The organism is Curtobacterium sp. MCBA15_012 (genome assembly GCF_001864935.2).
In the GTDB taxonomy this organism is placed as follows: Bacteria; Actinomycetota; Actinomycetes; order Actinomycetales; family Microbacteriaceae; genus Curtobacterium.
In genome coordinates this window covers 3,308,533-3,334,435 of record NZ_CP126267.1, presented here as the reverse complement: position 1 = coordinate 3,334,435, position 25,903 = coordinate 3,308,533, and the positions used below count along the sequence as shown (strand labels likewise).

22 protein-coding genes are annotated in these 25,903 nt (G+C 70.9%); 16 read left to right on the top strand and 6 right to left on the bottom strand.

Annotated elements, in window-relative coordinates:
* Positions 1–92 precede the first annotated feature (92 nt).
* Positions 93–1,295: a class I SAM-dependent methyltransferase gene (locus QOL15_RS15410; RefSeq protein ID WP_065959964.1), complete on the bottom strand. Its 1,203-nt coding sequence runs from the start codon at positions 1,293–1,295 to the stop codon at positions 93–95.
* A 160-nt stretch (positions 1,296–1,455) separates the two neighbouring features.
* On the opposite strand from QOL15_RS15410, the gene groES reads away from it, so the two are divergent.
* Positions 1,456–1,752, top strand: a complete 297-nt coding sequence (groES, locus tag QOL15_RS15405) for a co-chaperone GroES (protein WP_065959962.1) — start codon at positions 1,456–1,458, stop codon at positions 1,750–1,752.
* 216 nt (positions 1,753–1,968) lie between these two features.
* On the top strand, positions 1,969–2,931 hold the full coding sequence (rarD, locus tag QOL15_RS15400; RefSeq protein WP_071246092.1) for an EamA family transporter RarD: 963 nt from the start codon (positions 1,969–1,971) through the stop codon (positions 2,929–2,931).
* A gap of 178 nt (positions 2,932–3,109) precedes the next feature.
* Here rarD and QOL15_RS15395 read toward each other — a convergent pair whose 3' ends face one another.
* On the bottom strand, positions 3,110–4,444 hold the full coding sequence (locus QOL15_RS15395; protein ID WP_065959959.1) for an ABC transporter substrate-binding protein: 1,335 nt from the start codon (positions 4,442–4,444) through the stop codon (positions 3,110–3,112).
* 356 nt (positions 4,445–4,800) lie between these two features.
* Positions 4,801–6,303 carry an IMP dehydrogenase gene (gene guaB / locus QOL15_RS15390; RefSeq protein ID WP_071246094.1) on the bottom strand — a complete coding sequence of 501 codons (1,503 nt, stop codon included), beginning with the start codon at positions 6,301–6,303 and terminating at the stop codon, positions 4,801–4,803.
* 335 nt (positions 6,304–6,638) lie between these two features.
* Here guaB and QOL15_RS15385 point away from each other — a divergent pair, with 335 nt between their 5' ends.
* The 7 genes from QOL15_RS15385 (at position 6,639) to QOL15_RS15355 (ending at position 14,601) form a co-directional block, all read left to right on the top strand.
* Entirely contained in the window at positions 6,639–8,081 is a 1,443-nt protein-coding gene (locus QOL15_RS15385; protein WP_253181542.1) for a branched-chain amino acid ABC transporter permease, read from the top strand.
* Positions 8,082–8,093: 12 nt separating this feature from the next.
* Positions 8,094–9,080 (top strand): branched-chain amino acid ABC transporter permease, encoded by a 987-nt coding sequence (locus QOL15_RS15380; protein ID WP_065959955.1) that lies wholly within the window; start codon positions 8,094–8,096, stop codon positions 9,078–9,080.
* A complete protein-coding gene (locus QOL15_RS15375; protein WP_071246095.1) occupies positions 9,073–9,987 on the top strand; it encodes an ABC transporter ATP-binding protein in 915 nt (304 codons plus the stop codon). The genes QOL15_RS15380 and QOL15_RS15375 overlap by 8 nt, the downstream gene beginning before the upstream one ends.
* Positions 9,984–10,877: an ABC transporter ATP-binding protein gene (locus QOL15_RS15370; RefSeq protein WP_253181541.1), complete on the top strand. Its 894-nt coding sequence runs from the start codon at positions 9,984–9,986 to the stop codon at positions 10,875–10,877. Before QOL15_RS15375 ends, QOL15_RS15370 begins: the two co-directional genes overlap by 4 nt.
* Before the next feature lie 270 nt (positions 10,878–11,147).
* On the top strand, positions 11,148–11,345 hold the full coding sequence (locus QOL15_RS15365; protein WP_071246097.1) for a hypothetical protein: 198 nt from the start codon (positions 11,148–11,150) through the stop codon (positions 11,343–11,345).
* Positions 11,346–11,418: 73 nt separating this feature from the next.
* Positions 11,419–12,540 (top strand): GuaB3 family IMP dehydrogenase-related protein, encoded by a 1,122-nt coding sequence (locus QOL15_RS15360; RefSeq protein ID WP_065964410.1) that lies wholly within the window; start codon positions 11,419–11,421, stop codon positions 12,538–12,540.
* A gap of 111 nt (positions 12,541–12,651) precedes the next feature.
* A complete protein-coding gene (locus QOL15_RS15355) occupies positions 12,652–14,601 on the top strand; it encodes a glycerol-3-phosphate dehydrogenase/oxidase (RefSeq protein WP_254784083.1) in 1,950 nt (649 codons plus the stop codon).
* A 64-nt stretch (positions 14,602–14,665) separates the two neighbouring features.
* Here the strand turns inward: QOL15_RS15355 and QOL15_RS15350 are convergent, their stop codons facing one another.
* Positions 14,666–15,157 carry a hypothetical protein gene (locus QOL15_RS15350; protein WP_175473079.1) on the bottom strand — a complete coding sequence of 164 codons (492 nt, stop codon included), beginning with the start codon at positions 15,155–15,157 and terminating at the stop codon, positions 14,666–14,668.
* A 73-nt stretch (positions 15,158–15,230) separates the two neighbouring features.
* Here QOL15_RS15350 and QOL15_RS15345 point away from each other — a divergent pair, with 73 nt between their 5' ends.
* From QOL15_RS15345 to guaA, 5 genes are read left to right on the top strand one after another with little or no spacing between them, the layout of a single operon-like run.
* Positions 15,231–15,761, top strand: coding sequence for a cation:proton antiporter regulatory subunit (locus QOL15_RS15345; protein WP_071246101.1), 531 nt, complete (start codon positions 15,231–15,233; stop codon positions 15,759–15,761).
* Between the two features lie 3 nt (positions 15,762–15,764).
* Positions 15,765–17,249: a cation:proton antiporter gene (locus QOL15_RS15340; protein WP_071246103.1), complete on the top strand. Its 1,485-nt coding sequence runs from the start codon at positions 15,765–15,767 to the stop codon at positions 17,247–17,249.
* Between the two features lie 5 nt (positions 17,250–17,254).
* Entirely contained in the window at positions 17,255–18,088 is an 834-nt protein-coding gene (locus QOL15_RS15335; RefSeq protein WP_071246105.1) for an SURF1 family protein, read from the top strand.
* Positions 18,089–18,098: 10 nt separating this feature from the next.
* Complete coding sequence (locus tag QOL15_RS15330; protein WP_065964398.1) at positions 18,099–18,545, top strand: DUF3817 domain-containing protein; 447 nt, start codon at positions 18,099–18,101, stop codon at positions 18,543–18,545.
* Positions 18,542–20,122, top strand: a complete 1,581-nt coding sequence (gene guaA / locus QOL15_RS15325; protein WP_071246107.1) for a glutamine-hydrolyzing GMP synthase — start codon at positions 18,542–18,544, stop codon at positions 20,120–20,122. Before QOL15_RS15330 ends, guaA begins: the two co-directional genes overlap by 4 nt.
* Before the next feature lie 158 nt (positions 20,123–20,280).
* On the opposite strand, the gene QOL15_RS15320 is transcribed toward guaA, so the two are convergent.
* Positions 20,281–21,183: a Bax inhibitor-1/YccA family protein gene (locus QOL15_RS15320; protein ID WP_071246109.1), complete on the bottom strand. Its 903-nt coding sequence runs from the start codon at positions 21,181–21,183 to the stop codon at positions 20,281–20,283.
* A 241-nt stretch (positions 21,184–21,424) separates the two neighbouring features.
* On the opposite strand from QOL15_RS15320, the gene QOL15_RS15315 reads away from it, so the two are divergent.
* Positions 21,425–22,438 carry a glycerophosphodiester phosphodiesterase family protein gene (locus QOL15_RS15315; RefSeq protein WP_071246111.1) on the top strand — a complete coding sequence of 338 codons (1,014 nt, stop codon included), beginning with the start codon at positions 21,425–21,427 and terminating at the stop codon, positions 22,436–22,438.
* 163 nt (positions 22,439–22,601) lie between these two features.
* Here the strand turns inward: QOL15_RS15315 and QOL15_RS15310 are convergent, their stop codons facing one another.
* Positions 22,602–23,078, bottom strand: coding sequence for a hypothetical protein (locus QOL15_RS15310; RefSeq protein WP_071246113.1), 477 nt, complete (start codon positions 23,076–23,078; stop codon positions 22,602–22,604).
* Positions 23,079–23,408: 330 nt separating this feature from the next.
* On the opposite strand from QOL15_RS15310, the gene QOL15_RS15305 reads away from it, so the two are divergent.
* Positions 23,409–25,880: an ATP-dependent helicase gene (locus QOL15_RS15305; protein ID WP_071246115.1), complete on the top strand. Its 2,472-nt coding sequence runs from the start codon at positions 23,409–23,411 to the stop codon at positions 25,878–25,880.
* The last annotated feature ends 23 nt before the right edge of the window (positions 25,881–25,903 follow it).

Below are 25,903 nucleotides of genomic sequence, written 5' to 3'. Positions count from 1 at the left end.
CCGGCGCACGGCACTGGCGCGCAGCGCGCAGCCCAGCGCGACCACGCACCCGTCCGGCCCGGCTCGCCCCGGGGGCCGACGGCGCCCCGCGCTCAGGCCGCCACGTCGCCCAGGCGCTCGCACAGGACCGCGGTGTGCCGTCCCTCCAGACGGGTGAGCACGAGCGTGACCGACCGCCGGCCGCGCAGCCGCAACCGCTTCCGGAACTGCGCCGGGTCGACGTCGACCCCGCGCTTCTTCACCTCGACCGTGCCGACGTCGTCGGCGGCGAGCCGCGCGGACAGCTTCTTGACGTCGAGCGGCATCGTGTCGAGGACCCGGAACCCCTGCGCGAAGGGCGTCGACACGGCCCGGTCGGACGTGACGTACGCGATGCCGTCGGACAGCATCCGGCCGTCGATCGAGCGCGCCAGGTCCCCGATGAGCCGTGCGCGGATGACGGCGCCGTCCGGCTCGTACAGGTAGTCGCCGATCGGCCCGACGGGCTCGTCCTCGGCGTCCGCCGCCCCGGTCAGCTCGGCGACGCCGTGCGCGCCGATGACCGTCGCGGCCCGGCGGACGCCCGGGCGCGCGAGGGGGCCGAACCACAGGACGAGCTCGACGACCTCGCGGTCGACCGACACCCACTGCGCCTCGGCGGTGTCCGGCACGAGGTCGCGGTCGATGCCCGGTCCGAGCTTGACGCCCGTCGGGGTGGTCGTCGCGGTCGCGAACACGGTGTCGAGCGAGGGCGACCAGTCGTCCGGGTCGGCCAGGCGCTTCGTGTTCGCGTGACCGGCCGTCCGCCGGGCGGGGTCCATCCAGACACCGTCGACGCGCGCGGTGTCGAACGCCGCGGCGTCGCCGAGCTCGACCCGGGCGTTCGGCCACGGCGCGAGGTTGTGCGTCGCGACGGCCGCGGTGACCTCGTCGCGGTCGACCGCGGTGACGTCGAGGTCGAGCGCCGCCATCGCCATGGCGTCGCCGCCGATCCCGCAGCCGAGGTCGGCCACGCGGGTCAGTCCCGCGGCGGCGAACCGGCCGGCGTGCTGCGCGGCGACCTGCAGCCGGGTCGCCTGCTCGAGGCCGGCCTCGGTGAAGAGCATGCGCGCGGCGAAGTCGCCGAACTTGCCGCGGGCCTTCTGCCGGAGCTTCGCCTGCGTGAGCACCCCGGCGACGAGGGCCGGGTCGTGGCCCTCGGCGCGCAGCCGTGAGACCACCCGGACGATCTCGCCCCCGTCGGAGACGCTCGGGGTACGGTCGAGCAGGGCCATCCCCGCGGGGGTCAGCAGCTGTGCGAGTTCGGCGGCGTCCACCCGACGATCCTCGCAGGTCGCCGGACGGCCCGACACGTGCTGGCACTCGGATTGACCGAGTGCCAGGCAGCCCCTAGAGTTGGCGTTGGCACTCTCCTGTGCGTAGTGCCAACCCGGTTCCCATCTGTACCGAGTCAGTACCGAGAAAGAAGAGGTCACCGTGGCCGTCACCATCAAGCCGCTCGAGGATCGCATCGTCATCCGCCAGGTCGAGGCGGAGCAGACCACCGCTTCCGGTCTGGTCATCCCGGACACCGCGAAGGAGAAGCCCCAGGAGGGCGAGGTCGTCGCCGTCGGACCGGGTCGCATCGACGACAACGGCAACCGCATCCCGCTCGACGTCGCCGTCGGCGACAAGGTCATCTACTCGAAGTACGGCGGCACCGAGGTCAAGTACTCGGGCGAGGACCTGCTGGTCCTCTCGGCTCGCGACGTGCTCGCGGTCATCGAGCGCTGACACCCAGCACCTGACGAACGCCCCGCTCGGCTCCGGCCGGCGGGGCGTTCTCGCGTTCCCGGGGGCGCACGCAGGTAGAGTGCCGGTCGCGGCGCGGGCGCTGGTCGGCCGGGAGGCGCGGCGCCGGTCCGCCGTGTCGCGTCGCGTCCCGGGGCTCGTCGGCCGGGAGGCGCGGTGTCCGTCCGCCGCGTCGGTCCGGCTTCCTAGGATGGTTCCGTGAGTGAACCGACGTCCCCCCGACCGGCCCGCAGCGAGGCGACCGTCGGGGTCGTGCAGGCGATCGTCGCGTACGGGCTCTGGGGGCTCATGCCGCTGCTGTTCGCGGCGATGGCCCCGGCCGGCGCGTTCGAGATCGTCGCGTGGCGGATCGTCTTCGGGCTGCTGTTCTGCGTCGTCGCCATCGCGGTCACCCGCTCGTGGCTGCGCACCCGCTCCCTGCTCGCCCGGCGTCGCGTGATGCTCGTGATGGGGCTCGCCGCGGTGCTCATCCTGGTGAACTGGACGGTGTACGTCGCGGCCACGACGACCGGGCACACGGTCGAGGCCGCGCTCGGCTACTTCATCAACCCGCTCGTCACGATCGCCCTCGGCGTCGTCGTGCTGCGGGAACGCCTGCGTGCGGCGCAGTGGACCGCGGTCGGCATCAGCGTCGTCGCGGTCGTCGTCATCGCGATCGGGTACGGGCACGTGCCCTGGATCTCGCTCGTGCTCGCGTTCTCGTTCGGGCTGTACGGCCTGGTGAAGAAGCGTGTCGGCGGGAGGGTGGACGCGCTGAGCGGGCTGACCCTCGAGACCGTCTGGCTGCTGCCGATCGCCGTCGGGACGCTCGTGGTGCTCGGGGTGACCGGGCTCGGCGGCGGGCTGACCGTCGCGAGCGCGGGCTGGGGGCACACCGTCGTCACGGTGCTGACCGGCCCGGCGACCGCGGTGCCCCTGCTGCTCTTCGCGTCCTCGGCCCGGCGGGTGAGCCTGTCCACACTCGGGTTGACGCAGTACCTGGCGCCCGTGATGCAGCTCCTGGTCGGCGTGGTCGTGCAGCACGAGGCGATGCCGCCCGCACGGTGGATCGGCTTCGGGATCGTGTGGGTCGCGCTCGTGGTGCTCACCGTCGACGGCTTCGTGGCCGCTCGGGCAGCGCGGCGCCGGGCGCTCGCACCCGCGGTGGTCGAGGCGGTCTGACGGGGGCGGGGCGCGCCTCCCGGCCGGTCATCCGGGTCTTCCCGCGACGGTGCTCGGTGCACGCGGCCCGGCCCCGTGCGCGTGACAGCGCTCCCGGCGCACGCGACGACCCCCGGGAACGCGACGGTCCCCCGCGGGAGTTCCGCGGGGGACCGTCGTGCTCGCTGCCGTGCAGTGGTTACTTCGAGACCGAGCCCTGGATGGCGCTCTGGTACACGGGCTTGTTGTCGCCGTCGAACTTGTAGATGCCGATGTAGGCGCTCGACGGGTCGTTCTTCTTGTCGAACGGACCGATGCCGGACGGGCCGGTGTAGTGGATCTGCTGACCGGAGTCGAGCAGCTTCTTGCAGTCCGCGAAGGTCGAGCACTCGGTGCCGCCGTCCGCACCGGACACCTTGGCCATGTTGGCCTGGATGGTGCCGGAGTCGGTGCCCTTGCCCGCGACCGCGGCCAGCGCGGCGAGGGTGGTGGCGTCGTAGGACTCAGCGGCGTACGAGTAGTCGGCGAGCGGCTTGCCGGCGGTCTTCTGGTAGAAGTCCGACAGACGCTGCTTCAGCTCGTCCTTCGGGCTCGCGCCGGGGATGGTGCCCTGCGCGCCCGCCAGCGTGCCCTTGTCGAAGTCCTTCGAGTAGTCGGCCGTGTTGCCGTCCGACATGTAGATCTTCGCCATGTCGGCGTTCTGCGACTTGAGCTCGGGGACGATCGACTTCGTCTCGTCGAAGGCGAGGACCACGATCGCGTCGGGCTTCGTGGCGAGCGCCGCGGTGACCTCGGACGAGAACGTCGTCTGGCCCGGCGGGAACTCCTGGCCCTTGCCCTTGCCGCCGTAGACGACCTGGCCGCCCGAGGACTCGATGGCCTTCTGGACGGTGTCGCGCAGGCCGGTGCCGTACGTGTCGTTGAAGACCAGGAACGCGACCTTGGCGTTGCCGTCACCCGTGATGAGCTGGCCGAGCGCCGAACCCTGCACCGAGTCCGGCGGAGCGGTCCGGAAGTAGTGCGACGAGTAGCCGGACAGCGAGGTCGCGGTGTTCGCCGGGGAGATCTGCACGATGCAGCTGCTCGTCAGCTGGTCGATGACGTTCAGCGTGACGCTGGACGACTCCGCACCGATGACGACCGGGACCTTGGCGTTGACGAGCTTCGTCGCGGCCGAGCTCGACACGGTCATGTCGTTGCTGTCGCCCGAGTCGGTCGCCGGGTCGATGCTGACGTCCTTGTCGAGCACGCCGCCGGCGGCGTTGATGTCCTCGACGGCCAGGCCGACCCCGGACTCCGCGGGCGGGTTGAGGTACGAGAGCGTCCCCGTGAGCGGCAGGATCGTGCCGATCTTGAGCGCGTCGGTACCCGGGGTGGCGGGAGCCTTGCAGCTCGCCGCCGGGTCCTTCTTCGCCCCGCCGGCCGAGGCCGAGGACGTGGACTCGGCGCTGCCGCTGGTGGAACACGCGGCGAGGAGGAGCGCTGCCGCTCCCGCCACTGCCAGTGCCGTGGTGGCACGGGTGGTTCTGATCATCCGTGGAGCCCTTTCTCTGCGCGGAGGCCTGACCGCATCGGGTCGAGCGCAGTGTCCTCTGCGTGGGTTGCCGAGAAAACTAGGGCCGATGTGTTTCGCGTGTGTGTCCGAGATCCTCCCCTGGACGTTTCGTTACAGACCCGTGACTCATCTGAGCGGCCGCCCGGGAACCCCTGATGAGGAGTCCGTCCGGACGGTCTCGGGCCCGCCGCTGGCCGGGGAGGACCGGTCCTGTCCGGTGGACGCGGACCTCGACGGCCGTGCCGGAACGTCCCCGGGAACAGCACGTCGGCGGCTCCTCGCAGCGGGGTGGCGCTGCGGGGAACCGCCGACGTGGGGACGAGCGGGAGGGTCGGTCAGCCGCGGTAGTTCGGGGCCTCGACGACCATCTTGATGTCGTGCGGGTGCGACTCCTTGAGCCCCGCGGCCGTGATGCGGACGAACTTGCCGCGGGCCTTGAGCTCGGGCACGGTCCGGCCGCCGACGTAGAACATCGACTGCCGCAGCCCGCCGACGAGCTGGTAGACGGCGTTCGCCACCGAGCCGCGGTAGGGCACCTGGCCCTCGATGCCCTCGGGGATGAGCTTCTCGTCCGAGGGGACGTCGGCCTGGAAGTAGCGGTCCTTCGAGTACGAGGTCTTCTCGCCGCGGGTCTGCAGGGCGCCCAGGGAGCCCATGCCGCGGTACGCCTTGTACTGCTTGCCGCCGACGAACACCAGGTCGCCCGGGGACTCGTCGGTGCCGGCGAGGAGCGAGCCGAGCATCACGGTGTCCGCGCCGGCGACGAGCGCCTTGGCGATGTCACCCGAGTACTGCAGGCCGCCGTCGGCGATGACCGGGACGCCGGCCTCGCGGGCCGCGAGCGACGCCTCGTAGACCGCGGTGACCTGCGGGACGCCGACGCCGGCGACCACGCGGGTCGTGCAGATCGAGCCGGGGCCGACGCCGACCTTGACCGCGTCGACGCCCGCGTCGATGAGCGCCTGGGCGCCCTGACGGGTCGCGACGTTGCCGCCGATCACGTCGATGCCGGCGAACGACTGGTCCGCCTTCAGGCGACGGACCATGTCGAGCACGCCCTCGCTCTCGCCGTTCGCGGTGTCCACCACGAGCACGTCGACACCCGCGTCGCGCAGGGCCTCGGCGCGCTGCCAGGCGTCACCGAAGAAGCCGATCGCGGCACCGACGCGCAGTCGGCCCTCGTCGTCCTTGGTGGAGTCCGGGTACTTCTCGCTCTTGTCGAAGTCCTTGACCGTGATGAGCCCGGTCAGGCGGCCGGACTCGTCGACGAGGGGCAGCTTCTCGATCTTGTGCTGCGCGAAGATCGCGACCGCGTCCTCGGGGTCGATGCCCTCGGACGCCGTGATGAGCGGGGCCTTCGTCATGACGTCGCGGACGAGCGTGGTGCCCATCTCGAACGGGGCGACGAACCGCATGTCGCGGTTGGTGATGATGCCGACGAGCGTGCCGTCCTCCTCGACGACCGGCAGGCCGGAGACGCGGAACTGCCCGCACACGGCGTCGACCTCGGCGACGGTCGCGTCGGGACGGGTCGTCACGGGGTTCGTGATCATGCCCGACTCGGACCGCTTGACCTTGTCGACGTAGGCCGCCTGGTCCTCGATCGACATGTTGCGGTGCAGGATGCCGATGCCGCCCTGGCGCGCCATGGCGATGGCCATGCGGGCCTCGGTCACGGTGTCCATCGCCGCGGACAGCAGCGGGACGGCGACCGAGATGCGCTTGGTGAGCCGGGACGTGGTGGACGCCTCGCTCGGGATGACGTCGGTGTGCCCGGGGAGGAGCATGACGTCGTCGTACGTGAGTCCGATGAATCCGAACGGATCCGGCTGGTCCATGGGTCCCCTTCGTGGGCGAGGTGAAGTGGTCTGCTGCACCGGCAACGCACCGTCGGGTTCCCGATGGGCAATGGTAACGCGCCCGGGCGAGGCGCCATTCCTGCGCCTGAGCAGATCCACGCTGGGGGACCGCTGGGATGGTGCGTCGTGACCCCTCCCGGAGGGCACTCGGCGGCCCTCGCGCCGACCGCTGTACCGGCCGGACGGGCGGATTCATGCGGATCGACAGGGGATCGGTCACGAATGCAGCACGATTTGTGCAGGAGACGTGACGGAAACACGGGGGACACAAAAAATCCCTAGGGTCCTCGACTATCCGAACGAGAGGCTCATCCGTGGGTTCCATCACTCCGCCGGGGTCTGCGCTCATGCGCCGATTCCGCCGCGGGGCACCAGGCCGCAGCCGCCTGGTCCTCGCCGCCGTGCTCTTCCTCGCCTTCCTCGCCACCTTCGCGGTCGACTGGGCACTGTCGCCCGCAGCCGACGCGGTGACGAGCAGTCCGTCCGCCAGCAGCAGCCCGGCCGGCACCAGCCCGGCCGGCGGGACGGCGGCCACCGGGCCCTGCACGGTCAGCCCCACCAACGGCTGCATCCGCGGCACGATCCTGGACTCCGAGCGCAAGCCGGCGAAGGGCATCGACGTCGAGGTCGCCGGACCCGCGTCCTTCGACCAGACCGCGACGACCGACGCCACCGGTCGGTGGTCGGTGAGCGTCACGACCGCCGGCCAGTACACGGTGAGCGTCGACCAGTCCTCGCTGCCGAAGGGCCAGTACCTGACGAACGCCGCGGACGCCGAGCGCAAGGTGAACGCCACGCTGAACGCCAACGTCGGGCAGATCTTCCAGCTCTCCGACCAGAAGGGCGCGACGACCGACACCGACACGTCGAGCGTGACGCCCGCGCGGGCCTGGCAGCAGTTCGCGTCCGGTATCCGCCTCGGGCTCCTCATCGCGCTGGCGTCGGTCGGCCTCTCGCTCATCTACGGCACCACCGGCCTGTCGAGCTTCTCGCACGGCGAGCAGGTCACCCTCGGCGGGCTCCTGGCCTACGTCTTCGCGAACCAGCTCGGGTGGAACATCTGGCTGACCGGCATCGTGGTGACGCTGCTCTGCGCCGCGACCGGGTACCTGCAGGACGCCGCGATCTGGAAGCCCCTGCGGCGCAAGCGGATCAGCCTGACGCAGCTCATGATCGTGACGATCGGTCTGTCGATCGCCGCGCAGTACGCCTTCCAGTACCTGTTCGGCGCCTCGACCGTCCGCATCCAGCAGGGCAACCCCGAGACGGTGACGTTCGCCGGGCTCACCCTGACGGTGCAGTCCTACGTCGCGATGGCGGTCGCGCTCGTCGTGCTCGTCGGCACCGGGCTCTTCCTCGCGAAGACCCGCTTCGGTCGTGCCACGCGCGCGGTGTCGGACAACCCCGCGCTCGCCGCGGCCTCGGGCATCGACGTCGACCGCGTCATCCGCTTCGTGTGGACGCTCGCGGCGGGCCTCGCCGGCCTGTCCGGCGTGATGCTCGGCCTCGTGCTCAACGGCGTGAACTGGCAGACCGGTCTCCAGCTGCTGCTGCTCATGTTCGCGTCCGTCACCCTCGGCGGCCTCGGCACCGCGTACGGCGCCCTGGTCGGCTCGATGATCATCGGCATCATCGTCGAGCTCACGAACCTCGTGCTGCCGGGCGACTTCAAGTACGCCACGGCCCTCGTGATCCTCATCCTCATCCTGCTGTTCCGGCCGCAGGGCATCTTCGGCCGCGCCGAGCGCATCGGCTAAGGGAGCACCGACATGGACTACATCCTGAACCTGCTCAGCTCGCTGACGCAGGAGGCCCTCGCGCCGACCACGGCGGCGTTCGCCCTCGCGGCGATCGGCCTCAACGTGCACTTCGGCCTCACGGGCCTGATCAACATGGGCCAGGCGGCGTTCCTGCTGCTCGGTGCCTACGGGTTCGCGATCTCGATCACGAACGGACTGCCCTTCGTGGTGGCCGTCCTCGTCGCGCTCGCCGTGGCGATCGTCTTCGCGGTGATCCTCGGTGTCCCGACCCTGCGGTTGCGCGGTGACTACCTGGCGATCGTGACGATCTCCGGCGCCGAGATCATCCGCATGGTCGGACGCTCCAGCCTGCTCACCACGACGACCGGTGGCTCGAACGGCATCGCCGGCTCGGCCTACCGCGACCCGTTCAACGCGCTCAGCCCGCTGCCCGACGGCACCACGTCGATCCTCTGGTTCACGTACTCGAACAACGGCGTCAACGGCTGGTGGATCCGCATCGCGGCGTGGGGCCTCGTCGCCCTGTTCACGCTCGTGCTGTTCCTGCTCATGCGCAGCCCGTGGGGCCGCGTGGTGAAGGCCATCCGCGAGGACGAGGACGCCGTGCGCTCCCTCGGCAAGAACGTCTACTCGTACAAGATGCAGGCGCTCGTGTTCGGTGGCGCGCTCGGTGCGCTCGCCGGGGTGATCTACGTCCTGCCGAGCTCGGTGCAGCCGGACGCGATGGGCCGCTCGATGACGTTCTTCATCTGGACGGCGCTCATCCTCGGCGGTGCCGCGACGGTGTTCGGTCCGGTGCTCGGCTCCGTGCTGTTCTTCGTCGTCCGCCTGTTCATCCGCACCCTCGCGGGTGACTTCATCCCGGACTCGATCATGAACGCCCAGCAGGCCGAGCAGTTCTCGTACGTGCTCGTCGGCGTCGCGCTCATGCTCCTCATCGTGTTCCGTCCACAGGGACTCCTCGGCAACAAGAAGGAGCTGACGTTCAGTGTCTGAGACGTACGCCCACAGCAAGACCGACCCGATCCTGACGGTGGACGGGGTCACCCGGCACTTCGGCGGCATGACCGCGGTCGACGTCGACCACCTCGAGGTCCAGCGCGGCTCCATCACCGCCCTGATCGGTCCGAACGGTGCCGGCAAGACCACGTTCTTCAACCTGCTCACCGGGTTCGACAAGCCGACCCCCGGCGCGCGGACCACCTTCGACGGGGCGACCCTGCAGAAGACGAGCGCCACGCACATCGCGAACAAGGGCATGGTCCGCACGTTCCAGCTCACGAAGGCGCTCAGTCGCCTGACCGTGATGCAGAACATGCTCCTCGGCGCGCGGGACCAGCCGGGCGAGAACTTCTTCGCCGCCCTCGTGAAGCCGCTCTGGTCGAAGCGCGAGCAGGAGATCACGGCCAAGGCCGAGGAACTCCTCGCCCGCTTCAAGCTCCTCGAGAAGAAGGACGACTACGCCGGTTCGCTCTCGGGCGGTCAGCGGAAGCTCCTCGAGATGGCCCGGGCGCTCATGTCCGACCCGCGCATGATCATGCTCGACGAGCCGATGGCCGGCGTGAACCCGGCACTGACCCAGTCGCTGCTCGGGCACATCAAGTCCCTGCGCGACGACGGCATGACGGTGCTCTTCGTCGAGCACGACATGCACATGGTCCGGCACATCTCGGACTGGGTCGTCGTGATGGCCGAGGGCAAGGTCGTCGCCGAGGGGCCGGCCGACACGGTGATGGACGACCAGGCCGTCATCGACGCGTACCTCGGCGCCCACCACGACACCGACCTGGGCGACGACTCGCTCCTCACCGAGGAGACCTACGAGGAACTCGCCGAAGAGGTCGCAGAAGAAGACGCGGCGGCCGACCACCGCGAGCAGGACGAGCAGGAGGCGACCCGATGACCGACGCACCGAACGCAGCGGACGCGAGCCGCGCCTCCAGTCCGGACCCGACGACCGCGACCGGCGCGACGACCGCGACCGGCGCGACGACCGCGACCGGCGCGACGACCGCGACCGGCGCGACGACCGCGACCGGCACGGCGACCCTGGACCGCGAACCGGTCCTCAGCGCCAAGAACCTCGTCGCCGGCTACCTGCCGGGCGTGAACATCCTCAACGGCTGCGACCTCGACTGCTACCCGGGCGAGCTCATCGGCATCATCGGCCCGAACGGTGCCGGCAAGTCGACGCTCCTCAAGGCGCTGTTCGGCCTGGTGAACGTCCGCGAGGGCGCCGTCACGCTGCAGGGCGAGGACATCACGAACCTCAAGGCGAACAAGCTCGTGCAGGCCGGCGTCGGCTTCGTCCCGCAGACGAACAACGTCTTCCCCTCGCTGTCCATCGAGGAGAACCTGCAGATGGGCCTGTACCTGCGCCCGAAGAAGTTCGCCGAGCGGCTCGAGGTCATCTACGACCTGTTCCCGGTCCTCGGTCAGCGGCGCAACCAGCGCGCCGGTTCGCTCTCCGGTGGTGAGCGGCAGTCGGTCGCGATGGCGCGTGCGCTGATGATGGACCCGAAGGTGCTGCTCCTCGACGAGCCGAGCGCCGGCCTGTCGCCGGTGCGGCAGGACGAGACCTTCATCCGGACGCGGCGCATCAACAAGGCCGGCGTCTCGATCATCATGGTCGAGCAGAACGCCCGGCGCTGTCTGCAGATCTGCGATCGTGGGTACGTGCTCGACCAGGGGAAGAACGCGTACTCGGGCACCGGGCGGGAGCTCGCCGACGACCCGAAGGTCATCGAGCTCTACCTGGGGACGCTCGCCAAGGACGTCGACGGGGCGCGCTAGCACCCGGTCGACCCGCGGGTACCGCTGTGGGGGCGGGATCCGCACCGACGGGGCCGCGCTGGCTGCTGATGCGCCGCGCGGCCCCGTCCTGTACCCGGTCCGTGTCCGTTCGGCCGGGCCCGGGCCCGGTGCGACTGCGGGTCGCCGCCGCCCCGTGGCCGGTCGACCGGTCTGGAGGCGCTACCCACCCCCGCCACGTCGACCCGCGTCGTGCCTCGTCGCGGCCGTGAGGCCCGACCTACCCCCCGCCCGTCGGCTAGCGTGACGCGGGTGCGCAGCCCCGGCCCCCTCGTGCTCGACGCCCTGGTGTGGGTGGTGTTCGCGGCGCTCTTCGTCGGGGCGGCCCTGCTCGTCAAGGTCGCGGCCGTGCTCCTGGTCGTCCTCGTGGTGCTCGCGGTGCTGCTCGGCCTCGTGCTCCGGGTGCTCCGTCGCCACCGCGGTCGGCCGAGCGGTCGTCCCCGGCGCTGACCGGTCCCCGCGAGCGGCCGTCCTGCACCGTCCACCCGTGCCACCGCGACACCCCGCCCGCTAGGCTTGCCCGGTGACTGAAGTCGAGATCGGTGCTGGCAAGCGCGGCAGTCGGGCGTACGCGTTCGACGACATCGCGGTGGTCCCCTCGCGGCGCACCCGCGACCCGCACGACGTGAGCGTGCAGTGGTCGATCGACGCCTTCACCTTCGCGTCGCCGATCCTCTCCGCGCCGATGGACTCCGTGTCCTCGCCGGCCACGGTGATCCAGATGGGCAAGCTCGGGATCCTCGGCGTGCTCGACCTCGAGGGCCTGTGGACCCGCTACGAGGACCCGACGCCGTACTACGAGGAGATCAAGACCCTCACCGACGGCAACGTCACCAAGCGCATGCAGGAGATCTACTCGGAGCCCGTCAAGGCCGAGCTGATCACCGCACGCCTGGCCGAGATCCGTGCCGCCGGGGTCCCGGTCGCCGGGTCGCTCAGCCCGCAGCGCACGCAGGAGTTCTCGCAGACGGTCGTCGACGCCGGTGTCGACCTGTTCGTCATCCGCGGCACCACGGTCTCGGCGGAGCACGTCTCCCAGAACCAGGAGCCGCTCAACCTCAAGAAGTTCATCTACGAGCTCGACGTGCCGGTGATCGTCGGCGGTGCCTCGACGTACACGTCGGCGCTGCACCTCATGCGCACCGGTGCCGCGGGCGTGCTCGTCGGCTTCGGCGGCGGCGCGGCCTCGACCACGCGTGCCGCGCTCGGCATCCACGCGCCGATGGCGACAGCGGTGGCCGACGTCGCGGGTGCCCGTCGTGACTACCTGGACGAGTCCGGCGGCCGCTACGTGCACGTCATCGCCGACGGCGGTCTCGACACCGCGGGCGACATCGTCAAGGCGATCGCGGTCGGCGCCGACGCGGTCATGCTCGGCACCGCCCTCGCCCGCGCGACCGAGGCTCCGGGTGGTGGCTTCCACTGGGGTGCCGAGGCGCACCACCTCGAGCTGCCCCGCGGCCGCCGCGTCGAGGTCGGGCAGATCGCCCCGCTCGAGAACATCCTCAACGGCCCCACCCCGTCGTGGGACGGCCGGGCCAACCTGGTCGGCGCACTCCGACGGTCGATGGCCACGACCGGGTACTCCGACGTCAAGGAGTTCCAGCGAGTAGAAGTGGTCGTGGCGCCGTACCACCAGCAGTGACGCGTCCCGTGCTCCCGCACGGGTGACATCCCGGCGCCGACCGTGCCGGGGCGGACCCGGTTCGGAACGTGCTCGGGGGCCGGCTCCGGGCGTGGACGCTCGGAGGCGACGATGGCGAAGGCACCCACCAGCACGACCGACAAGGCAGCGACCGGCCGCGACGGCAGCACGACCGACAAGGCAGCGACCGGCCGCGACGGCAGCACGAGCGGTTCAGCCGCCACCGGCCGGTCGCAGGGCGTCGGCTTCGACCCGACGGCCAAGCTCGGCCCCGAGGAGCGCGCCGCGGCGATCGAGGCCCTGAAGACCAAGGAGCTCGACGTCCTGGTGGTCGGCGGCGGCATCGTCGGCGGCGGCAGTGCGCTCGACGCCGTCACCCGTGGCCTGAGCGTCGGCATCGTCGAGGCGCGCGACTGGGGATCGGGCACGTCGAGCCGGTCGTCGAAGCTCGTGCACGGCGGCATCCGCTACCTCGAGCAGCTCAACTTCTCGCTCGTGCGCGAGGCCCTCATCGAACGCGGACTGCTGCTCCAGCGCATCGCGCCGCACCTCGTGAAGCCGGTCCGCTTCCTCTACCCGCTCACCCACCCCGTCTGGGAGCGGTTCTACATCGGCATCGGCATGGCGATGTACGACGTCTTCAGCTGGTCCGGCGGCCGCCCGCCCGGCGTCCCGCACCACCGGCACCTCAGCCGCAAGCAGGTCCTCAAGAACATGCCGGGCCTGAAGAAGGACGCCTTCGTCGGCGGCATGACCTACTACGACGCGCAGGTCGACGACGCCCGCTACGTCTCGTCGCTCGTCCGCACCGCCGCGTCGTACGGTGCGCTCGCGGCCAGCCGGGTCCGCATCGAGGGCTTCATCAAGGTCGGCGAGCGCGTCGTCGGAGCCCACGCGCACGACATCCAGACGGGCGAGAAGTTCGACATCCGGGCGAAGCAGGTCGTCAACGCGACCGGCGTCTGGACGGACGACACCCAGGCGATGATCGGCACGCGCGGCCAGTTCAAGGTGCGGGCGTCCAAGGGCGTGCACCTCGTCGTCCCGCGCGACCGGTTCCAGTCGAACACCGGGATGATCCTCCGCACGGAGAAGAGCGTGCTCTTCGTCATCCCGTGGGGCCGGCACTGGCTCGTCGGGACCACCGACACCGACTGGGAGCTCGACAAGGCGCACCCGGCGGCGACCGCGGCGGACATCGACTACATCCTCGAGCACGTGAACAAGGTGCTCGCGGTCCCGCTCACCCGCGAGGACGTCGAGGGCGTGTACGCCGGCCTCCGTCCACTGCTCGCGGGGGAGTCGGACCAGACCTCGCAGCTCAGCCGCGAGCACGTCGTCGCGCACACCGTCCCCGGGCTGGTGGTCGTCGCCGGCGGCAAGTGGACGACCTACCGCGTGATGGGCAAGGACGCGATCGACGAGGCCGTCGCCGCGATGGACGGCAAGATCCCGGAGTCGACGACCGAGGACATCCCGCTGCTCGGTGCCGAGGGGTACCCGGCCGCGTGGAACCGCCGCGGCCGCACGGCCCGCGCGGCGGGGCTGCACAAGGTGCGGATCGAGCACCTGCTGAACCGGTACGGCACGCTCGCGACCGAGGTGCTCGCGCTCGTCGACGCGGACCCGTCGCTCGGTGAGCCGCTGCCGCAGGCCGACGACTACATCGGCGCGGAGGTCGTGTACGCGGCCTCGCACGAGGGCGCCCTGCACCTGGAGGACGTCCTCGCCCGCCGCACCCGCATCTCGATCGAGGCCTGGGACCGCGGCGAGTCGGCGGCCCCGGTCGCGGCGAAGCTCATGGCGGACGTTCTCGGCTGGGACCAGGAGACGACCGAGCACGAGGTCGCGAACTACCTCAAGCGGGTCGCCGCCGAGCGGGAGTCGCAGCTGCAGCCCGACGACGAGTCCGCGGACCGCGTGCGGCTCGAGGCACCGGACATCGCGTTCGGGTTCGACGAGGACGACGTGGTCGTCGGCGGCGGCCGGTCGAGCGGTGCCGAGGGCGCGAAGGCCTCGGACGAGCAGGTCATCGGCGAGAAGACGTCCGAGCCGGAGTAGCGGTGCCGGCCCGGTGACGGACGGGAGGCGCGTGGCGGGCCCGCCACGCGCCTCCCGTCCGTCGTCAGCCCGCGGTGCGCGACCGGCGGGCGGTCCGCACCATCGTCGCGGCGAACACCACCGGGATGCCGACGAGCGCGACCGCGCTCACGGTGAAGAGTGCCGTCCCGGACCAGGCGTGCACGCCGCCGGAGACGCCGAAGGCGTCGGCGACGTCCATACCGAGGAAGAAGCCGGACTGGAACACCGCCGCAGCCCCGGCCGCGAGCAGCGCGAGGTGGCAGACCGCGATGACGGGGAGCGGCATGCGCTGTCGCACGCCGAGCACCGCCGTCCCCACCGCGAGGGCGACACCGGTGCCCGCGCTCACCAGGACCCCCGCGATGTCCTGGGTCGTGCTGAGCCCGATCGCGTCGACGCCGGCGTAGATCGCCCGGAGCGACGTCCCCGGTACGGCCGCGAGCGGATCGAGGACCAGTGCGTGCACCGCGAGCAGTGCCGCGTACCCGATCACGAGCACCATCCCACCGACGGCCGTCACACGTGTCCACCCCATGCGGAGACCCTACGGCCGGAATGCCCGGAACGAGCCGGTGGTTATCATCGGGGTACTCACCAAGGGAGCCATCATGGTCGACGTCCATCGCGTCAAACTCCCCGGAGTCGGCGTGCTGCACAGCTTCTACACCGACGACGGTGGCAAGTGCGGTGTCATCACGCACCGGTCGGGGCACTCCGACCTCATCTCGTTCGCCGACGTCTCCGACGGCGCGGACAAGTCCGAGAAGGTCTCGCTCCGCCTGAGCGAGGACGAGGCGCACACGCTCGCCGAGCTCCTCGGCGGCACCCGCATCACCGAGGGCCTCGACAAGCTCGACGAGATCCCCGGACTGTCGATCGACTGGTTCAGCGTCGACTACGACGACGCCATCGCGGGCAAGCCCCTCGGTGACCTGCACGACTCGGGCTTCATCGGCCTCACCGTCGTCGCGGTCGTCCGCGGCGACAGCGCGAACCCCGCGCCCTCGCCCGACTTCGTCGTGTTCCCCGGTGACACCATCGTCGTCGCGGGCGCTCCCGAGAAGGTCGCCAAGGCGTTCTCCTTCTACCGCAGCGGACAGCTGGCGGCGGCCGCCGCCGAGGCGCCGCCCGGGAGCTGACCCGTGCACCTCGGCGGCGAACTGCTCACCATCGGTGTGCTCTTCGTCATCGCCTACGTGCTCGGGCGACTGGGCAAGACCATCGGTCTGCCCGCCATCCCGATCTACATGGTGGTCGGGCTCATCGCGAGCCCGCACACCCCGTGGATCGGGCTCAACGTCGAGTCGCACACGATCGAGCTCATCGCGACCTTCGGTCTGATCCTGCTGCTGTTCAACCTCGGGTTGGAGTTCGACCAGGAGGAGTTCTACGGCAACGCCGGCAAGCTCCTGGTGTCCGGCGGCACGTACGTCGCGATCAACATGGGCATCGGGTTCGCCTTCGGGTTCTCGCTCGGCTGGGGCACCCGTGAAGCCCTGATCATCGCGGGCATGACGGCGACGTCGTCGAGTGCGATCGTCACGAAGCTGCTCATCGAGCTGCGGCGCCTGGCGAACGACGAGACCCCGATGATCCTCGGCGTCACCGTGATCGAGGACGTCTTCATCGCCATCTACCTGGCGATCGTCTCGGTCGTGCTGTCCGGCGACACGAACGTCTGGGGCGTGGTCGGCAAGCTCGGCCTGGCGTTCGGGTTCCTCGTCGTGATGTTCACCCTCGCCCGGTTCGCCGGCAAGTGGGTGTCGAAGATCTTCGCGACCCGCGACGACGAACTGTTCACGGTGCTGTTCTTCGGCCTCGCGGTGATGTTCGGCGGCATCGGCGACCTGCTCGGCGTCACCGACGCGATCGGGGCGTTCGTGATCGGCCTGCTCTGCGGCGCGACCCGCTACCGGGACCGCATCGAGCAGCTGGCCCTGCCGATGCGCGACGTCTTCGCGGCGTTCTTCTTCGTGAACTTCGGGCTCGGCCTCGACCTGTCGACCTTCGGCGAGGTGCTCTGGCCCGTCCTGGGCGCGATCGGCATGACCGTCGCGCTCAACGCCGTGGCCGGGCAGCTCGTCGCCCGGATGAACGGGTTCAGCGTCCAGCAGGGCATCAACACCGCGGTGATCCTCGTGAACCGCGGCGAGTTCGCGCTCATCCTCGCGACGCTGTCGGCCGCCGCCGGCCTGGAGGCGCGGATCACCGCGTTCGCGGGCCTCTACGTCCTCGTCATGGCCGTCCTCGGGCCGCTGCTCGCGGTGAACTCGGACCGGATCGGCCGCCTCGTGGTGCGGCCGGCGCGCGTCGCGCGGCTGCGCACGCGCCTGCGCTCGCGGCTCGGCCGCGGCGCCGGCGCGGTCCCGGCCGGTCCCGCGCTCGACCAGGCGGCGGACGCCGCGGCCGAGGCCGGGGTCGCCGACCAGGACGCTGCGGCCGCAGCCCGGCGTGCCGAGCGCGACCGGCAGTTCGCGGAGGAGTTCGCCCTCGTGGAGGCGGCGGGCAGGGAAGCGCGCGACAATGAGACCGCCGACCCGGAGACCGTCGAACCCGTGACGTCGCCGGTCGAGGTCCCCGCCGAACGCCGAACGCGTCCGGTCCGCCAGCGCGATCCGGAGTACTGATACAGATGTGGGCCGTAGCCCGACGACCGAGGTGGATCGCGCTGCTCCTGCTGGCGCTCGTGCTCGCGGCGGTGTTCGCCGGACTGGGCAAGTGGCAGCTGGAGCGGAGCATCGCGAACGGCAAGCCCCTGCCCGCCACGACCGAGACGCGCAAGGCGCTCGACGACGTCACCGAGCCCGAGCGGGGCGCCCCGGAACAGCTCGCGGGGCAGCTGGTGACCGTCACGGGCACGTTCGTCGCCGGGGACACGACCCTGCTCACCGGACGCTCCGGCGGCGGCACCTACCAGGCGGTCGGGCACCTGGTCGACGCGGGCAGCGGTGCGAGCCTGCCCGTCGTCATCGGGTGGTCCGACCAGCGTCGCGAGGCCCTCGCCGGCGGGGAGCGGATCGCGCACGGCGACCGCGTCACCGTCGAGGGGCGGTACTACCCCGCCGAGTCGCCCGACCAGGACAAGTACCAGCAGGGCGAGTTCTCCGCCGTCGCCCCCGCCCGGTTCGTGAACACCTGGAAGGCGTTCGACGACCGGATGTACATCGGGTACGTCGTCGCCGACGGCACCACCGCGAAGGCCGCAGGCCTCGGCACCATCGCCGACCGTGCCCCGACGCGCGAGGTCCAGTTCGACTGGCTCAACCTGTTCTACGCGGTCGAGTGGGTCGTCTTCGCCGGGTTCGCCGTCTTCCTCTGGTACCGGTTCGTGAAGGACGCCTTCGAACGTGAACAGGAGGAGGGCCTCGAGGCCGCGGCTGGCTCCGCGTCGTCCGTCGCTCCTGCCGGCGGTCCCGCGGACGACGGGGCCACCGCCGGCTCGGGTGCCGACACGGTCCGACGGTAGGATCGTCGGCATGGCTCTGACCGTCCGCCCCCGCGACGTCCCGAAGATCCCCGGGGCCGTCAAGTGGTACCGCGTCTCGGCGTACATCACGGGCGTGCTGCTGCTCGCCCTGGTCGTCGAGGTGATCATCAAGTACACGCCGTTGCAGCGCGAGATGCAGCTCGGCAACGGGCCGTTCTTCGTCCCGAACGGCACCGCGGGTGAGGCGCCCGGCACGTTCAACCTGTCGATCGCGATCCTCATCGCCCACGGCTGGCTGTACGTCCTCTACCTCTTCACGGACTTCCGTCTGTGGAGCATCATGCGCTGGAGGCCGTCCCGCTTCCTGCTCATCGCCCTCGGGGGCATCATCCCCTTCATGTCCTTCGTGGTCGAGCACCGCATGCAGAAGAAGGCCATGGACACCTACCACGAGCTGACCGCTGCCCAGCAGCGTGAGAAGGAGGCCGCTCGGTGAGCGAGACCGACCAGCGTCCAGTCCTCGTCGTCGACTTCGGCGCCCAGTACGCGCAGCTGATCGCACGTCGCGTGCGCGAGGCGAACGTCTACAGCGAGATCGTCCCGCACTCCATCACCGCGGAAGAGGTCAAGGCGAAGGACCCGGCGGCCATCGTGCTGTCCGGCGGCCCGTCGTCCGTCTACGAGGAGGGTGCCCCCGCACTCGACGGCGGCATCCTCGACCTCGGCGTCCCGGTGCTCGGCATCTGCTACGGCTTCCAGGCCATGGCGAAGTCGCTCGGCGGCGAGGTCGCCCAGACCGGCCAGCGCGAGTACGGCGCGACCGACGTCACCGTCACGGGGACCGACAGCGTGCTGCTCGGCGACCAGCCGGCGTCGCAGGTCACGTGGATGTCGCACGGCGACTCCGTGGCCAAGGCGCCCGAGGGCTTCGAGGTCCTCGCGTCGAGCGCGTCGACGCCCGTCGCGGCGTTCGCGTCCGACGAGCGCAAGCTCTACGGCGTGCAGTGGCACCCCGAGGTCAAGCACTCCGCGTTCGGCCAGGCCGTGCTCGAGAACTTCCTGCACCGTGCGGCCGGGCTCCCGGGCGACTGGAACGCGAACAACGTCATCGAGGAGCAGGTCGCCCGCATCCGCGAGCAGGTCGGTTCCGCGCGGGTCATCGCCGGGCTCTCCGGTGGTGTCGACTCCGCCGTCGCCGCAGCGCTCGTGCACGAGGCCGTCGGCGACCAGCTCACCTGCGTGTTCGTCGACCACGGGCTCCTCCGCGCCGACGAGCGCAAGCAGGTGGAGGAGGACTACGTCGCCTCGACCGGTGTCCGCCTGGTCACGGTCGACGCCGAGCAGCAGTTCCTCGACGCCCTCGCCGGTGTCAGCGACCCCGAGCAGAAGCGCAAGATCATCGGGCGCGAGTTCATCCGCACGTTCGAGGCCGCGGCCGAGGCACTCGTCCTCGAGGCGCGCGGCGACGAGGGTTCCGGCGAGGTCAAGTTCCTCGTCCAGGGCACCCTCTACCCCGACGTCGTCGAGTCCGGCGGTGGCTCGGGCACGGCGAACATCAAGTCGCACCACAACGTGGGTGGCCTGCCCGAGGACATGACGTTCGAGCTCGTCGAGCCGCTGCGCACCCTGTTCAAGGACGAGGTCCGCGCGGTCGGTCGCGAGCTCGGGCTGCCCGAGGTCATCGTCGGCCGCCAGCCGTTCCCCGGCCCGGGTCTCGGCATCCGGATCGTCGGCGAGGTCACGCGGGACCGACTCGAGCTGCTCCGTGCGGCGGACAAGATCGCCCGCGAGGAACTCACCGCGGCCGGCCTCGACCAGGAGATCTGGCAGTGCCCGGTCGTGCTGCTCGCCGACGTCCGCTCGGTGGGCGTGCAGGGCGACGGCCGCACCTACGGCCACCCGATCGTGCTCCGTCCGGTGTCCTCCGAGGACGCCATGACGGCCGACTGGACGCGCCTGCCGTACGACACCCTGGCGAAGATCTCGAACCGCATCACGAACGAGGTGCCCGACGTCAACCGGGTCGTGCTCGACGTCACGTCGAAGCCGCCGGGGACGATCGAGTGGGAGTAGGCGCTCCCTGACGCTCCGAGGGCCCGGCACGCACTGCGTGCCGGGCCCTCGTGCGTGCGCGGGGAGCGGGCGTGCCGTTCGCCCCGGGAACGACGGGGCCCCGGGAACGACGGAGGGCCCCGGCGTGCGCCGGGGCCCTCCGTGTCGAACGGGGTCGACTAGTTGCGCTGGCTGCTCGCGATGATCGCGAGGATGCGCAGGATCTCGAGGTACAGCCACACCAGGGTGACGATGAGGCCGAACGCCGCCGTCCACGCGTAGATGCGGGGAGCGCCGCGCTGCACACCGGTCTTGATCTGGTCGAAGTCGAGGATCAGCGAGTAGGCCGCCATGACCACGACGAAGATGCCGATCAGGACGCCCCATGGGATGCCGAACAGGAAGCTCGGCTCACTCCGTAAACCGAACGAGCCCGCGGTGACGCCAGTGGCTTGCAGGACGATACTGACAATCGAAAAGATCAGGTATCCGACCATCGCGACGAGGAAGAAACGGGTAGCTTTGGGCGTCGCGCGCACCTTGCCGGACGTGAAGAGTAGCAGTGTGACAGCGAAGACCCCAAGAGTGCCAAAAATCGCCTGGGTGACGATACCGTCGGAGACTTCGTTGAAAGTGGCCGAGATGCCACCAACAAATATTCCTTCGAAGAAGGCGTATAGCAGCACGAGTGCCGGCGACGGCTTCTTCTTGAAGGTGTTGACGAGCGCGAGCACGAAGCCGACCAGGGCGCCGACGATCCAGACGACCGGGGGCAGGTTCCACCCGGCGACCGCACCGACGAGGAGCACGCCGAACGCCAGGAGCGTCTTGACGATGGTGTCCTCGTAGGACATGCGGCCGGTGTCGACCTTGTCGGCGGTCGGGCGGTCGTACATGTACTGCAGCTGCTCGGGCGACAGTCCCTGCTGCGGGTACTGACCCTGCTGGGGGTACTGCTGCTGCGGGTACTGGTTCGGGGTCTGTCCCCAGCCCGCCTGCTGCTGACCAGCGCCGGCGCCCCAGGCGCCACGGCCCTGGTCGTTGAAGGCGGGGGACTGGTCGAAACCGGGCTTGAAGGCCATGGTGTCCTCTTCCTTGGAGATTCGAGTCCTCTCAGCCTAGGGTCGCTGCACCGCGGAAGGCTGAGGATTCGCGGCGAGCGGAAGCGGGTCCTGACGGTCCCGACACCTCCGGAGCCTACGGTCGCGGTCTGCGTGCACGCCCCGAGCGGGCCGAGCAGTCGCCCACTGTCTGCGACGTCTCGCAGCAGCGGACCGGCAGCACGTCACCGGCCGGTCACGACGCGGCAGTACGGTACGGCGCATGACCCAGGTGATCGCCCACCGTGGCGCGTCCGGACACCGCCCCGAGCACTCCCGCGCCGCGTACGAGCTCGCGGTCGAGCTCGGCGCCGACGCGATCGAACCGGACCTCGTCCCGACGAAGGACGGCGTGCTCGTGCTGCGCCACGAGAACGAGGTCTCCGGCACGACCGACGTCGCCGAGCGCCCCGAGTTCGCCCACCTGCGGACGACGAAGACGATCGACGGGCAGACGGTGACGGGCTGGTTCACCGAGGACATGACGTGGGGCGAGGTGCGCACCCTCACGGTCCGCGAGCGGCTGCCCGCGCTGCGCCCCGCCTCGGCCGCGCACGACGGCGAGGGGCACGTCCTGCGCCTCGATGACCTGCTCGGCGTCCTCGACGCGGCTCCGCGCCCGGTCGGCCTCGTCGCCGAGGTCAAGCACGCCACGTTCTTCGAGCAGGCCGGGTTCCCGATGGCCGAGCTGCTCGACGACGCGCTCGGTGCTGCCGGGTGGCGGCACGACGAGCGGCTCACGATCGAGTCGTTCGAGAAGCGCGTGCTCCGGCAGCTCGGCTCACGGGACACGGGTGGCCGGCTCGTGTACCTCCAGGAGGCCCGTGGCAGCGCCGCCGACGAGGTCGCGTCCCACGGGTCCGCGGCTCCCACGTGGGCGACCGAGCGCACCGACGAGGCCCTGGCGGGCTTCGCGTCGGAGTTCCACGGGATCAGCGTCGACCTCAAGACGCTGATGGCCGGGACGGACACCGTCGCCGTGGACGACCCGCGACCGGTGCGGAGCGCGATCGTCGACCGGGCCCACGCGGCCGGCCTCGCGGTCTACACGTGGACGCTCCGACCGGAGAACCGGTTCCTCCCGGCTCCGCTGCGGCGCGGGGGCGACGTGGCGGCGCACGGCGACTGGGAGCGCTGGTTCACCTCGGTCGTGCGGACCGGGGTCGACGGCGTCTTCGCGGACCACCCGGACCTCGCTGTGCGGGCGCGGTCGCTCGTCGCGGGGCAGGCCGGCTGACGAGCCGCCCACGGGCCGGACCGATCGACGAGTGCCGTCGCCGCCGCGTCGGCCGCTTCCGCGTCCCGTCGGGCACGTCGGGGTCGCGCCGGTCACGTCGGAGTCGCGCCGGTCACGTCGGCGTCGCGCCGGTCACGTCGGAGTCGTGTCGGGCGCTCGAGGGTCAGGCGACCCCGTCGGGGTGCGGACTCCCGCTCGCCTCGGTGTCGAGCCCGGGATCGGGATCGGGATCGGCGCGGACCGGCGCGGTCGCGCGCCACGTCGCGATCGCGGCGGCTGCCCCGGCTGGGGCCGACACGAGCAGCGGGAAGACGGGTGCCGGCACGCCGCCGGACCACCACGCGCCGAGCAGGGCCGTGCCCAGCGCCGCGAGCGTGCCGGCGAGCAGGGCGTGCGCGACGACGTGCACGCCCCGTCGGAGCGGCCGTCGCGTGAGCAGGCGTCCGAGCCCGTGGGTGAACGGCGCGGCGACGACGGCGCCGCCGAGCCCGACCAGCCCGACACCGATCGCGATGATGAAGAACCACACCACGACGGCGGTCCAGTCGCCCGGGTCCTGGAGGAGGGCGAGCCACGCGCCGGCGAGCACGATCGTCACCGGGGTGGTGACGAAGGACATCCACAGCCAACTGCGTGCCACCAGCCCCACGGTGTCGCCTGCTCTCCACGGTCCCACGGTGTCCCCTGCCGTCCACGTCCCCACGGGGCCAGCCTGCACCACGCCGCCGACCGCGGCCAGCGGGTCGGGCGGGAGCCGCGCGTCCCGGTCCCGACGTCGAGGCGACCGACGTGCCGGGGGCGGGTCGCGCCTCCTGGCCGGCCGCGACGGTGGGTGGTCGACGTGCCGGGCAGGTGTCGCGCCTCCCGGTCCGGGCACGGGGTGCCGCGGCCAGGTGTCGGAGGTGGGCCGTGCCGTCGCGGTCGGACCGGGCGTGCCGGTGTCGGGGGCCGCGCCTAGACTGGCCCGGCCATGACGATCGTGCTCGACCCCTTCGACCAGTCGCCCGAGCCGGGCGCGGGCAACCGCGCCGGCGGGTACGACGACCCGTTCACCGCGGGTCTGAACCCCCAGCAGAAGGAAGCCGTCGAGTACCGCGGTGAGTCCCTGCTCATCGTGGCGGGCGCGGGCTCCGGCAAGACGAGCGTGCTGACCCGACGGATCGCCCTGCTGCTCGCGAACCGCGAAGCCTGGCCGTCGCAGATCCTCGCGATCACGTTCACGAACAAGGCCGCCGCCGAGATGCGCGAGCGCGTGCACGCCCTGGTCGGCCAGGCGTCCGAGGGCATGTGGATCTCGACGTTCCACTCCGCGTGCGTGCGGATCCTCCGGCGCGAGGCCGAGCGCTTCGGGTTCCCGCAGTCGTTCACGATCTACGACTCCGCCGACTCGCGGGCGCTGCTCAAGCGGATCATCAAGGAGCTCGAGGCCGACTCGCTCGGGCTGACGGTCGGCGCGGCCTCGTCGAAGATCTCGAAGCTCAAGAACGAGCTGCAGGACGTCGACACGTACGCCAGGAACATCAACGCGAACGACCCGCAGGAGGTCATGTTCACGGAGGTGTTCCGCCGCTACACGAACGAGCTGCGTCGGGCGAACGCCTTCGACTTCGACGACCTCATCGGGCAGACGGTGTTTCTGTTCCGGGCGTTCCCCGAGGTCGCCGCGCTCTACCAGCGACGGTTCCGGTTCGTCCTGGTCGACGAGTACCAGGACACCAACCACGCGCAGTACGCCCTGATCCGCGAACTCACCCGGCCGGTGCCCGTGGAGCAGGTCGACAAGCTCGAGGACGCCGGGCAGCACGTGGAACGCATGCGCGAGGCCGACGGGTCGATCGCGCCGGCGTCCCTGACGGTCGTCGGTGACTCCGACCAGTCGATCTACGCCTTCCGCGGGGCGGACATCCGCAACATCGTCGAGTTCGAGCGGGACTTCCCGAACTCGAAGGTCATCCTGCTCGAGCAGAACTACCGGTCGACGCAGACCATCCTCGACGCCGCGAACGCCGTCATCGCGAACAACTTCGACCGGCAGGCGAAGAACCTGTTCACGGACGTCGGGGCCGGCGACAAGATCATCGGCTTCACCGGGTACACCGGCCACGACGAGGCCCAGTTCGTCGCCGACGAGATCCAGCGGCTGCACGAGGACGGCATGTCCTACCGGGACATGGCCGTGTTCTACCGGACGAACTCGCAGACCCGTGCGCTCGAGGAGATCTTCATCCGGGCGGCGATCCCGTACCGGGTGCTCGGCGGCACGAAGTTCTACGAGCGCGCCGAGATCAAGGACGCCATGGCGTACCTGATCACGGTCGCCAACCCGGCCGACCCGCTCGCCCTGCGCCGCATCCTCAACGTGCCGAAGCGCGGCATCGGGGCGGTCACCGAGACCGCGCTGCAGCGGTACGCCGACGAGCACGAGACCTCGATGCGCGAGGCCCTGCGGCACGCCGACGAGCTCGGCTTCGGGCCCAAGGTACGGACGGCCATCACGTCCTTCGCGGCGCTGCTCGACGACGTCTCGACGCGCGCGGCGACACAGCCGGTCGTCGACACGCTGACGCAGCTGCTCGACGGCTCGGGGCTGCTCGAGAACCTGCGGAAGTCGCCCGACGCCCAGGACTCCGCCCGGGCCGACAACATCGACGAGCTCGTGGCCGTGACCCGCGAGTTCCAGAAGAACAACCCCGAGGGCACGCTCTCCGACTTCCTCACCGAGGTCTCGCTCGTCGCGGCTGCGGACGAGCTCGACGACTCCTCGGGCACGGTGTCGCTCATGACGCTGCACACCGCGAAGGGCCTGGAGTACGACGCGGTCTTCCTGACCGGTGTCGAGGAAGACCTGCTCCCGCACCGGATGTCCGCGAACGAGCCGGGCGGCCCCGCCGAGGAACGCCGCCTGTTCTACGTCGGGATCACCCGCGCCAAGAAGTCGCTCTTCCTGTCGCTCGCGATGACCCGCGCGCAGTTCGGCGACGTCAACGTGGCGATGCCCTCCCGGTTCCTGCAGGAGATCCCCGAGGGGCTCATCGAGTGGAAGCAGTCGCCGGGCATGGCGAACAGCCGCGGTGGGACGCAGCCGCGCGCGCTCAACGCCCGGCGTGACGGCGGCAGTGCCGGGGGCTTCGGCGGAGCGGGCGGCTCGGGTGGCGGCGGCTACCGGGGCGGTGGCGGCTGGGGCGGCGGGTCGTACGACCGTGCGGCCGCGGCGGCGAAGACCCGCCCGAAGACCGAGTGGGCGAACCGGGTGTCCGGGCAGGTCCGCGACAACGGGGACATGGAGCTCGTGGCCGGCGACCGGATCACGCACGTGGACTTCGGCGAGGGCACGGTCTCCGCGGTGACCGGGCAGGGCGCCAAGCGCATCGCCGAGATCGCGTTCGACGCTGCGGGGCGCAAGAAGCTGCTCATCAAGATCGCGCCGATCGAGAAGCTCTAGCGGGCAGGTCCCGCGGCCGCGCC

What these genes read in the sequence shown, in the direction of transcription:
- QOL15_RS15395 (WP_065959959.1), bottom strand. Translation starts at nt 4,444, where the DNA reads ATGATCAGAACCACCCGTGCCACCACGGCACTGGCAGTGGCGGGAGCG.
- guaB (WP_071246094.1), bottom strand. Translation starts at nt 6,303, where the DNA reads ATGGACCAGCCGGATCCGTTCGGATTCATCGGACTCACGTACGACGAC.
- QOL15_RS15380 (WP_065959955.1), top strand. Translation starts at nt 8,094, where the DNA reads ATGGACTACATCCTGAACCTGCTCAGCTCGCTGACGCAGGAGGCCCTC.
- QOL15_RS15370 (WP_253181541.1), top strand. Translation starts at nt 9,984, where the DNA reads ATGACCGACGCACCGAACGCAGCGGACGCGAGCCGCGCCTCCAGTCCG.
- QOL15_RS15355 (WP_254784083.1), top strand. Translation starts at nt 12,652, where the DNA reads ATGGCGAAGGCACCCACCAGCACGACCGACAAGGCAGCGACCGGCCGC.
- QOL15_RS15350 (WP_175473079.1), bottom strand. Translation starts at nt 15,157, where the DNA reads ATGGGGTGGACACGTGTGACGGCCGTCGGTGGGATGGTGCTCGTGATC.
- QOL15_RS15345 (WP_071246101.1), top strand. Translation starts at nt 15,231, where the DNA reads ATGGTCGACGTCCATCGCGTCAAACTCCCCGGAGTCGGCGTGCTGCAC.
- QOL15_RS15335 (WP_071246105.1), top strand. Translation starts at nt 17,255, where the DNA reads ATGTGGGCCGTAGCCCGACGACCGAGGTGGATCGCGCTGCTCCTGCTG.
- QOL15_RS15330 (WP_065964398.1), top strand. Translation starts at nt 18,099, where the DNA reads ATGGCTCTGACCGTCCGCCCCCGCGACGTCCCGAAGATCCCCGGGGCC.
- QOL15_RS15320 (WP_071246109.1), bottom strand. Translation starts at nt 21,183, where the DNA reads ATGGCCTTCAAGCCCGGTTTCGACCAGTCCCCCGCCTTCAACGACCAG.
- QOL15_RS15315 (WP_071246111.1), top strand. Translation starts at nt 21,425, where the DNA reads ATGACCCAGGTGATCGCCCACCGTGGCGCGTCCGGACACCGCCCCGAG.
- QOL15_RS15305 (WP_071246115.1), top strand. Translation starts at nt 23,409, where the DNA reads ATGACGATCGTGCTCGACCCCTTCGACCAGTCGCCCGAGCCGGGCGCG.